This is a genomic window from Pseudomonas sp. F8002, assembly GCF_013385495.1.
Lineage (GTDB): Bacteria > Pseudomonadota > Gammaproteobacteria > Pseudomonadales > Pseudomonadaceae > Aquipseudomonas.
The window spans coordinates 1-8233 of record NZ_JACAPW010000060.1 but is presented as its reverse complement, the minus strand read 5'-3'; the positions used below and the strand labels follow the sequence as shown (position 1 = coordinate 8233).

The window sequence follows — 8233 nt, the reverse complement described above, 5'->3', positions numbered from 1 at the left end:
CACTCAAGCCGGCCGGGAGGCCGCTGTGCTTTTGCTTTTGATCTGACTGCCCCAATAAGCCCGAGGCCGAACGCAGGTATTGCGGAGCGGGTAAACCGGCAGGACGCCGGTTTAGCCGCGCTGGGCCAAGGATGGCCCATCGCGGCGGCCCGCGGAGCAATGCCGGAGTGAGGGAACGCCGAGCCCTAGCGAGGCGCCGACAGGCGGGGCAGAGCGCTTTGGTTACTTTGCCGCTTTTGCAAAGTGACTCGCTGTAAGAGCGAAACCATAAGCAGCCGTTACCCAAATAACGGATATGTACACCAAAAAATCAGGGTTTAACCCGCCCCTTGAGCATCCCATGATTCACCAAAAGCGTCCGCATGGCATTGCGCGTCACCCCCAACAACTCCGCCGTACGCAACTGATTAAACCCACAAAACGCAAACGCCTCCCGCACGATCAAATCCTCGATATCGTGCAACAACGAATCCCCCGGCACCTCGAACAACCGCAGCAACTGCTCCCGCACCACCTCCTGCGGAATCCTCGGCGCCCCGCTGTTAACGCTGGCATGCATCGCACTCAGCCCCGCAGAAAACTTCAAGTGCGACGGCATGATCGGCCTGTCCCCAGCCACCAAAAGCGCCAGGTGCACCACATTCTCCAGCTCACGAATATTCCCCGGCCACGGATAATCCAGCAACGCCTGGGTCGCCGACTCCGACAACATCGGCTCAGCGATTTTCAGCCTGGCACTGTAGAGCCGCCGAAAATGCTCAACCAACGGCAGGATATCCAGCGGCCGCTCACGCAACGGCAACACCTGCACCTGCGCGACGTTGATGCGATAGAACAGGTCAAGACGAAAGTTGCCCGCCTCCACCGCCTGCTCCAGGTCGATGTTGGTGGCCGTCACCAGCCGGATATTGATCTTGATCGGCTTGCGCGACCCCACTCGCACCACTTCCTGCTCCTGCAATACCCGCAGCAGCTTCACCTGCAACGGCAGCGGCAAGTCACCGATCTCATCGAGGAACAGGGTCCCGCCATCGGCTTCTTCAAACCAGCCGATCCGCCGCCCCGAGGCCCCGGAAAACGAGCCGGCCTCATGCCCAAAAAATTCGCTTTCCGCAAGGTTCTCGCTGATGGCCCCACAGTTCACCGGCACAAACGCACCGGTGCGGCCGCTGGCGCTGTGGATATAGCGCGCCACCAGCTCCTTGCCGGTGCCGGTCTCGCCATTGATCAACACCGGCGCTTCACTGGGGCCGACACGTTGCAAATATTCGAGCAGTTGCAGGGAACGCGGGTCGGCAAAAACCAGCGCCTTGGCGCGAATCGACAACGGGTCTTTTTCGCCTTGGGGTAAAGTCAGGATCGGCGTGGGATGCCCGTGGGGACGGTTCATGAAGAGTATTTCCCGGCGACGAGGTGAAGGTACGTAAGGGAACTTTACTCAGTCGCACATATAACTAGAAATATTAAAAATTCATTAGTACATAACCGTTTATCGTCGATGCGCCAGCGACCTCACGCAACGATCCCCCAGGCTTTGCACGCCTTGGACCAGCACCACCAACACAGTCACCGTCACCACCATGATCTGGTTATTGAAACGCTGGTACCCATAACGAATCGCCAGGTCCCCCAGGCCGCCACCGCCAATCACCCCGGCCATGGACGAAAAGCCGATCAGCATCACCAGGGTCAGGGTCAACCCCGCAAGCAACGCAGGCAGCGCCTCCGGCAGCAGCACCTTGAAGATCACATGCCGAATATCTCCACCCATGGCAACGATGGCTTCGATGCGCCCCTTGTCCACTTCGTCCAGCGCGTTCTCGACAATCCGCGCAAAGAACGGAAAGGCGCCAATGGTGATCGGCACCACGGCGGCGGTGCTGCTCAGGGTGGTGCCGACGATCAGCCGGGTCAGTGGAATCAAGGCAATCAGCATCACCACAAAGGGCAATGAGCGGCCCAGGTTGATCACCGCACCCAGCACACGGTTCACCCGTGGCAAGGGGAACAGCCCGCCGCGGCGACTGACAAACAGCAGCACCCCCAGGGGCAGGCCGATCAGCAAGGTAAAGACCGCCGCCAGCAGCACCATGTACAGGGTTTCGCCGGTGGCCGTGAGCAGCAGTTGCAGGATGTCGTTCCAGTCCGTTTTCATACTGCCCTCACCGCTGGCAGGCTGGGGGCCAGTGAGCGGCCCAGGCTTGAGGCGGGGTCGGCCTGCAATTGAATCAGGCTGCCGCTTTCCACCACACGCCCATTGGCCAGGGATACCGCGCTGTCGCAGATAGCCTTGACCACATCCAGCTCGTGGGTGATCAACACGATGGTCACCCCCAGTTGCCGATTGATACTGCGCAGCAGTTCCAGGATCGACGCGGTGGTTTCCGGGTCGAGGGCGCTGGTGGCTTCGTCCGACAGCAAATAATCCGGGCGCGCCGCCAGTGCCCGGGCGATGCCGACGCGCTGCTTCTGGCCGCCGGACAGTTGCGACGGAAACGCCAGCGCCTTGTCACTCAGGCCGACCAGTTCCAGCAATTCCTTGACCCGGGCAACGCGCTCGGCCTTGGGCTGGCCGGCGATTTCCAGGGGCACCGCCACATTGTCGGCGACGTTGCGTGAATGCAGCAGGTTGAAACCCTGGAAGATCATGCCGATACGCTGGCGTTGCTGGCGCAGTTGCTTGTCACTGAGCAGCGTCAGGTCCTGGCCGTCCATGAGGATGCGCCCGGAAGTCGGGCGCTCCAGCAGGTTCAGGCAGCGCAGCAAAGTACTCTTGCCCGCCCCGCTCCGCCCCACGATCCCGAAGATCGAACCGTCGGCAATCTGCAACGACACGTTATCCAGCGCCGGTGGCTGGCCATCGGCGTAGGTTTTGCTGACCTGCTCGACGACGATCATTCGACAGCTACCGGAATCACCGAGCCTGCATATTTCTCGGTGATGAACTTGGCCACCTCCGGCGAATTCAGGTCCTTGGCCAGCTGTTTGATCCGTGGGTCGTCCTGCAATTTCGGGGTGGTCACGAGGATATTCGCGTAGGGATTGCCCTGGGCTTTTTCCAGCCCAAGGGCATCCTTGGCCGGTGACAGGCCGGCCTCGAGGGCGTAGTTGCCGTTGATCACGGCGAGGTCGACATCATCCAGGGCACGAGGAATCTGTGGTGATTCGATCTCGAGGATCTTCAGGTGCCTGGGGTTCTCGGCAATGTCCTTGGGCGTTGCCTGGTCCTTGGCCGGGTCGTTGAAACCGGGCTTGAGCGTGATCAGGCCGTTGGCTTGCAGCAGGTACAGCGCACGGCTCAGGTTGGTGACGTTGTTGGGCACGGCCACGGTGCCTTTATCCGGCACCTGGGCAAAGCTGGTGTGGCGATGGGAATAGATACCCAGCGGCTCGATATGCACGGTGGCCGCCACTGTGAATTTCTGGCCGAGAGCCTGTTCCTGGGAGTGCAGGTACGGCAAGTGCTGGAAGTAGTTGGCGTCCACATCACCGTGGGCCAGCAGTTCATTGGAGTTCACGCCGTTGGGGATTTCGATGATTTTCAGCTGCAGCTGCGGGTCGAGCTTCTGCACGTATTCGAGGATTTGCGCGTGGGGAATCGGGTCCGCCGCCACACGCAGGGCCTCGGCGGCCTGCGCGTCGAAGGAGGCAATCAGGACGGCCAGGGCCAGGGCTGTTTTCTTGAGCATGGTGATGTTCCTTATCAGGCGGACAGGGCTTGGGGAATCGTGGCATCGGCGTAAAACCGTTGGGCGACATCCGGATGGGAACGCAGGCGGCCCTTGAGGTAGTTCCAGCCGACGTCCCGCAGCAGCGGGTTACGCGGGTCACTGGTGGGGCCGTGGGCATCGCGCAGCAACTCGGGCGGCAACTGATACACCGGCACCACCGCGTCGAGTTGTGCACCGAGGAAAAACGCCAGGGACAAACGCTCGCTGCCCAGGGGCGGCGATTCGACCCGATGCACCGTGGCACGCAGGTAGCCGTTGGTGGCCAGTTCCAGCAACTCGCCGATGTTCACCACCAGGGTGTCGGGGCGCGGCAAGGCGTCGATCCAGCGGCCCTCCTCCACTTCCACTTGCAGGCCGGCCTGCTGGTCTTGCAGGAGGAAGCTGAGAAAGCCGGAATCCTTGTGGGCACCGACACCCTGGCGACTCTGCTGGGCGTGGCGGCCGGGGTAGCGGATCAGCTTGATGTGTTCGTTGGGCTTGGCGCCATACAGCGGGTCGAAAGCATTTTCCGGCAGCGACAAGGCCTGGGCAAAGGCGCGCAACAAGCGCAGGGACATCTGCGTCATCGCCTGCTGCCAGGCCAGTAACAAGGGCTTGAGTTCAGGCAACGCGGCAGGCCACTGGTTGGGGCCTTGCAGGCGCGACCAGGCCGGTGAATCCGGGCCTTGCTGCAGCGGCTCGCGCTCGGCGCCGAGGTCGAACTGTTCACGCAGATCCGGCTGCCCCCGGGTGATCTCCGACGCGGCGCGGTTGTAGCCGCGAAAGTGCGGGGAGTTGATCATGCCGACAGCAAGCTTGTCGGCCTCCGGCAAGGCGAAAAACTGGCGCGCCTGCTGCTGCACCTGGGTGAGCAACCCGGCGTCGATGCCGTGGCCGGTGAGGTAGAAAAAACCGATATGCCGCGCAGCGTGGCGCAGGTCATCGAGAAACTGCCCACGCTGGGCCGGGCTGCCGTCGAGCAGCGCCAGGTCCAGCAGGGGCAAGGTGTTGATTGCCAGCGGGTGCGACATTGGGTGCTCACTCCATGAACAGGTACGTGGAGTGGTGAAGCTAAACGATCTAAAAACCCCGCAATAAATACCTTTTTGGCATTAGCTTAGGTTGGCGCGTTCGCTGCCCTGGCTTCTTCCAGCAAGGCCTGGATGACTTTCTCCTGATTGTCGTAGCGGCCCTCGCCGAAATGGCTGTAGCGCACTTTGCCGGTGGCATCGAAGAAGTAATGGGCCGGCCAGTACTGGTTATCGAAGGCGCGCCAGATGCGGTAGTCGTTGTCGATGGCCACCGGGTAATGGATGTCCAGCTTCTTGACCTGGCTGCGTACGTTATCCAGGACTTTCTCATAGGCGTTTTCCGGCGTGTGCACACCGATCACCACCAACCCGTCCCTGGCGTACTTCTTCGCCCACTGATTGACGTACGGCAGGCTGCGCTGGCAGTTGACGCAGTCGTAGGTCCAGAAATCCACCAGCACCACCTTGCCCTTCAGGCCCTCGGCCGTCAGCGGCGGCGAGTTGAGCCAGGCCACCGCGCCGTCGAGGGACGGCATGCGCTCATCGGACTGGCTGAAACTTTCGGCATCGACGTTGTTGATCAGGTAGTTCACCGCCTTGGGCACGCCGACCAAGGCAACCACCAGTGCCAACAGCAGCAGGCCTTTTGAGCGGCGCAGGTATCGGATGAAGTTCATGGGTGTCACCTCGTGGCCGGGGGTGTTTCGGCGCGTTTGCGAGCCGCGCCGTTTTGCGCCAGCGGCGTGTTCTGGAAGCAGGTTTCACTGCCGGTGAGTTTTTTCGCGGTAGCGGCGTTCACATCCGCCGCCACACCCGCCATGGAAAACGCCAGGGCACTGAGAAAGCTGTTGAGTGGGGTCATGGCCGGTCTCCTCAGCTGCCTTCAAGGCAATTGCTGGAAAATTTGCGGTAGTCGAGGACGTGGCGCTGGCCCTCGGAATCGAGGTAGGTCAGGTGCGAGTTGACGATGCCGCACAGCGCGCCACCGGACTCTTCGGAGATCGACAGCACCTGGTGGATATCCGGCTGGCTGGCGGTGGTTTCGGCATGGGCGGCAACACTCAGGCCAGTGAGTAAGGCAAACAGGCAACTGGCATAGGCAGCTTTGATAGTCATGGGTGGTTCCCCGGGGGTTCAAGTGGGCCGAGGCGGATTACCTCGATGGGCTCATTTGAACCTTGCGAGGTATCCGGATTGTGTCGGCCAGGCCCGGATTTTTGCGTCGATGTGTATCTCGTCACCGCCAGATACACTGCAATACAAAGGGCACAAGGCAAGCCCGCCGCCAGTGGCTAGACTGCGCATCAATGACTAATCAACGAGGAAGGCAGCATGGATCACGTCGATCACATTCTGATTGTCGATGACGATCGGGAGATCCGCGAACTGGTGGGCAACTACCTGAAAAAGAACGGCCTGCGCACCACCGTGGTGGCTGACGGCCGGCAGATGCGCAGCTTCCTCGACACCACGCCCGTGGACCTGATCGTGCTGGACATCATGATGCCCGGCGACGACGGCTTGCAGCTGTGCCGCGAACTGCGGGTGGGCAAGCACAAGGCCACGCCGATCCTGATGCTCACCGCGCGCAACGATGAAACCGACCGCATCATCGGCCTGGAAATGGGCGCCGACGATTACCTGGTCAAACCCTTCGCCGCCCGTGAACTGCTGGCCCGCATCAACGCCGTGCTGCGGCGCACACGGATGCTGCCGCCAAACCTGGTGGTGACCGAAAGCGGCCGGCTGATCCGCTTTGGCCGCTGGCGCCTGGACACCACCGCCCGCCATCTGCTGGACGAAGACAACACCCTGGTGGCCTTGAGCGGTGCCGAATACCGTTTGCTGCGCGTCTTCCTCGACCATCCGCAACGGGTGCTCAACCGTGACCAGTTGCTGAACCTGACACAGGGCCGGGACGCGGACCTGTTCGACCGCTCCATCGACCTGCTGGTCAGCCGCCTGCGCCAGCGCCTTTTGGACGACGCCCGCGAACCGGCCTACATCAAGACCGTGCGCAGCGAAGGCTATGTGTTCTCCCTGGCCGTGGAAATCCTTGGGGACCCGGCATGACCCTCACGTTTCGCTGGCCGCGCACCCTCGCGGCGCAACTGACGGTAATTTTCATCGTCAGCCTGCTGTGCGCCAACGCCCTGTCGTTCAGTGCGCAGTTCTATGAGCGCTACATGAGTGCCCGCAGCGTAATGCTGGGCAACCTGGAAAACGACGTATCGACGTCGATCGCGATCCTCGACCGCCTGCCCGCCGCCGAGCGTGCCAGCTGGCTGCCGCGCCTCGACCGCAACGCCTACCGCTACCTGCTGAATGCCGGCGAACCCGGCGAGCCGATGGCCAGCGACAACGTGCCCATGGCCGCGACGTCGATTTCCGATGCGTTGGGCGAGCACTACCCGCTGACGTTCCGCGACATCCCGGGCCTGCAAAAACACTTCCAGGCGCACCTGACCCTGGCCGATGGCAGCCCGGTCACGATTGATGTCTATCCCAAGCCGATCCCGTTTGCGTTCTGGCTGCCGGTGGTACTGGTGCTGCAACTGGTGGTGTTGCTGGTGTGCACCTGGATCGCCGTGCGCATCGCCATCCGCCCGCTGACACGCCTGGCACGGGCAGTGGAAACCCTCGACCCGAATGCCCGCCCGACGCCGCTGGACGAAACCGGCCCCACCGAGGTGGCGCATGCGGCGGCGGCGTTCAACGAAATGCAGAAGCGGATTGCCGAGTACCTCAAGGAGCGCATGCAGATTCTCGCGGCGATTTCCCATGACTTGCAGACGCCGATCACCCGCATGAAATTGCGTGCCGAGTTCATGGAGGACTCGGTGGACCGGGAAAAGCTCTGGAGTGACCTGGGGGAAATGGAGCATCTGGTGCGCGAGGGTGTGGCGTATGCCCGCAGTGTGCATGGGTCGACCGAGGCCAGTTGCCGGATCGACCTGGATGCGTTTCTCGACAGCCTGGTGTTTGATTACCAGGACATGAACAAGCAAGTGAGTTTGACCGGTAAAAGCGCGGTGGTTTTGGATACGCGGCCCCATGCGTTGCGTCGGGTGCTGGTGAACCTGGTGGACAACGCGCTGAAATTTGCCGGGGAGGCGCAGTTGGAGGTGGGGTCGACGGCGGCGGGTGAGCTTTCGATCAAGGTGCTGGACCGGGGGCCGGGGATTGCCGAGGATGAACTGGTGCAGGTGATGCAGCCGTTTTACCGGGTGGAGAGTTCGCGTAATCGTGGCACTGGTGGTACAGGGCTGGGGTTGGCGATTGCCCAGCAACTGGCGGTGGCGATTGGTGGGGAGTTGACCCTAAGCAACCGGGACGGTGGGGGGTTGTGTGCGCAGGTTCGGCTGGAGCTGTGACGGGCGGTGTGTATATCCATTATTTGGGTGATGGCTTGTATCGGTTCCGCTCTTACAGCGGCTCACTTTTGAACAGCGCAAAAGTAAGCAAAACGCTCTTGCCCCACCACTCGGCACC

At 61.8% G+C, this 8233-nt stretch carries 9 protein-coding genes and 1 pseudogene; 2 read left to right on the top strand and 8 right to left on the bottom strand.

Annotation, left to right across the window (positions count from 1 at the left end; translation table 11 throughout):
- Positions 1–310 precede the first annotated feature (310 nt).
- The 8 genes and pseudogenes from HX811_RS31495 to HX811_RS31460 all read right to left on the bottom strand — a co-directional run bounded on the left by HX811_RS31495 (position 311) and on the right by HX811_RS31460 (position 5857).
- Entirely contained in the window at positions 311–1390 is a 1080-nt protein-coding gene (locus HX811_RS31495) for a sigma-54-dependent Fis family transcriptional regulator (protein WP_003212528.1), read from the bottom strand.
- A 99-nt stretch (positions 1391–1489) separates the two neighbouring features.
- The gene (locus HX811_RS31490) at positions 1490–2155 is read right to left on the bottom strand and encodes a methionine ABC transporter permease (protein ID WP_177048795.1); all 666 of its coding nucleotides are present in this window, start codon (positions 2153–2155) and stop codon (positions 1490–1492) included.
- Positions 2152–2898, bottom strand: a complete 747-nt coding sequence (locus HX811_RS31485; protein ID WP_003212524.1) for a methionine ABC transporter ATP-binding protein — start codon at positions 2896–2898, stop codon at positions 2152–2154. Before HX811_RS31485 ends, HX811_RS31490 begins: the two co-directional genes overlap by 4 nt.
- Positions 2895–3689 carry a MetQ/NlpA family ABC transporter substrate-binding protein gene (locus HX811_RS31480; RefSeq protein WP_003212522.1) on the bottom strand — a complete coding sequence of 265 codons (795 nt, stop codon included), beginning with the start codon at positions 3687–3689 and terminating at the stop codon, positions 2895–2897. The genes HX811_RS31485 and HX811_RS31480 overlap by 4 nt, the downstream gene beginning before the upstream one ends.
- 14 nt (positions 3690–3703) lie before the next feature.
- Positions 3704–4741 carry an isopenicillin N synthase family oxygenase gene (locus HX811_RS31475; RefSeq protein WP_177048794.1) on the bottom strand — a complete coding sequence of 346 codons (1038 nt, stop codon included), beginning with the start codon at positions 4739–4741 and terminating at the stop codon, positions 3704–3706.
- Between the two features lie 86 nt (positions 4742–4827).
- A pseudogene (locus HX811_RS31470) lies at positions 4828–5346 on the bottom strand (thioredoxin family protein); the annotation flags it as partial.
- Between the two features lie 77 nt (positions 5347–5423).
- Positions 5424–5603: a hypothetical protein gene (locus HX811_RS31465; RefSeq protein WP_003212515.1), complete on the bottom strand. Its 180-nt coding sequence runs from the start codon at positions 5601–5603 to the stop codon at positions 5424–5426.
- A gap of 11 nt (positions 5604–5614) precedes the next feature.
- Positions 5615–5857: a DUF2790 domain-containing protein gene (locus HX811_RS31460; protein WP_087695229.1), complete on the bottom strand. Its 243-nt coding sequence runs from the start codon at positions 5855–5857 to the stop codon at positions 5615–5617.
- A 216-nt stretch (positions 5858–6073) separates the two neighbouring features.
- Between HX811_RS31460 and HX811_RS31455 the strand changes: the two genes are divergently transcribed.
- Together HX811_RS31455 and HX811_RS31450 are read left to right on the top strand one after the other, a co-directional pair.
- Entirely contained in the window at positions 6074–6814 is a 741-nt protein-coding gene (locus HX811_RS31455; protein ID WP_003212510.1) for a response regulator, read from the top strand.
- The gene (locus HX811_RS31450; protein ID WP_003212508.1) at positions 6811–8115 is read left to right on the top strand and encodes an ATP-binding protein; all 1305 of its coding nucleotides are present in this window, start codon (positions 6811–6813) and stop codon (positions 8113–8115) included. Before HX811_RS31455 ends, HX811_RS31450 begins: the two co-directional genes overlap by 4 nt.
- The last annotated feature ends 118 nt before the right edge of the window (positions 8116–8233 follow it).

Excerpts from the sequence above, each read along its gene's own strand:
- HX811_RS31455 (WP_003212510.1), top strand. The coding sequence starts at position 6,074 with ATGGATCACGTCGATCACATTCTGATTGTCGATGACGATCGGGAGATC.
- HX811_RS31485 (WP_003212524.1), bottom strand. The coding sequence starts at position 2,898 with ATGATCGTCGTCGAGCAGGTCAGCAAAACCTACGCCGATGGCCAGCCA.
- HX811_RS31490 (WP_177048795.1), bottom strand. The coding sequence starts at position 2,155 with ATGAAAACGGACTGGAACGACATCCTGCAACTGCTGCTCACGGCCACC.
- HX811_RS31450 (WP_003212508.1), top strand. The coding sequence starts at position 6,811 with ATGACCCTCACGTTTCGCTGGCCGCGCACCCTCGCGGCGCAACTGACG.
- HX811_RS31475 (WP_177048794.1), bottom strand. The coding sequence starts at position 4,741 with ATGTCGCACCCGCTGGCAATCAACACCTTGCCCCTGCTGGACCTGGCG.
- HX811_RS31480 (WP_003212522.1), bottom strand. The coding sequence starts at position 3,689 with ATGCTCAAGAAAACAGCCCTGGCCCTGGCCGTCCTGATTGCCTCCTTC.
- HX811_RS31465 (WP_003212515.1), bottom strand. The coding sequence starts at position 5,603 with ATGACCCCACTCAACAGCTTTCTCAGTGCCCTGGCGTTTTCCATGGCG.
- HX811_RS31495 (WP_003212528.1), bottom strand. The coding sequence starts at position 1,390 with ATGAACCGTCCCCACGGGCATCCCACGCCGATCCTGACTTTACCCCAA.
- HX811_RS31460 (WP_087695229.1), bottom strand. The coding sequence starts at position 5,857 with ATGACTATCAAAGCTGCCTATGCCAGTTGCCTGTTTGCCTTACTCACT.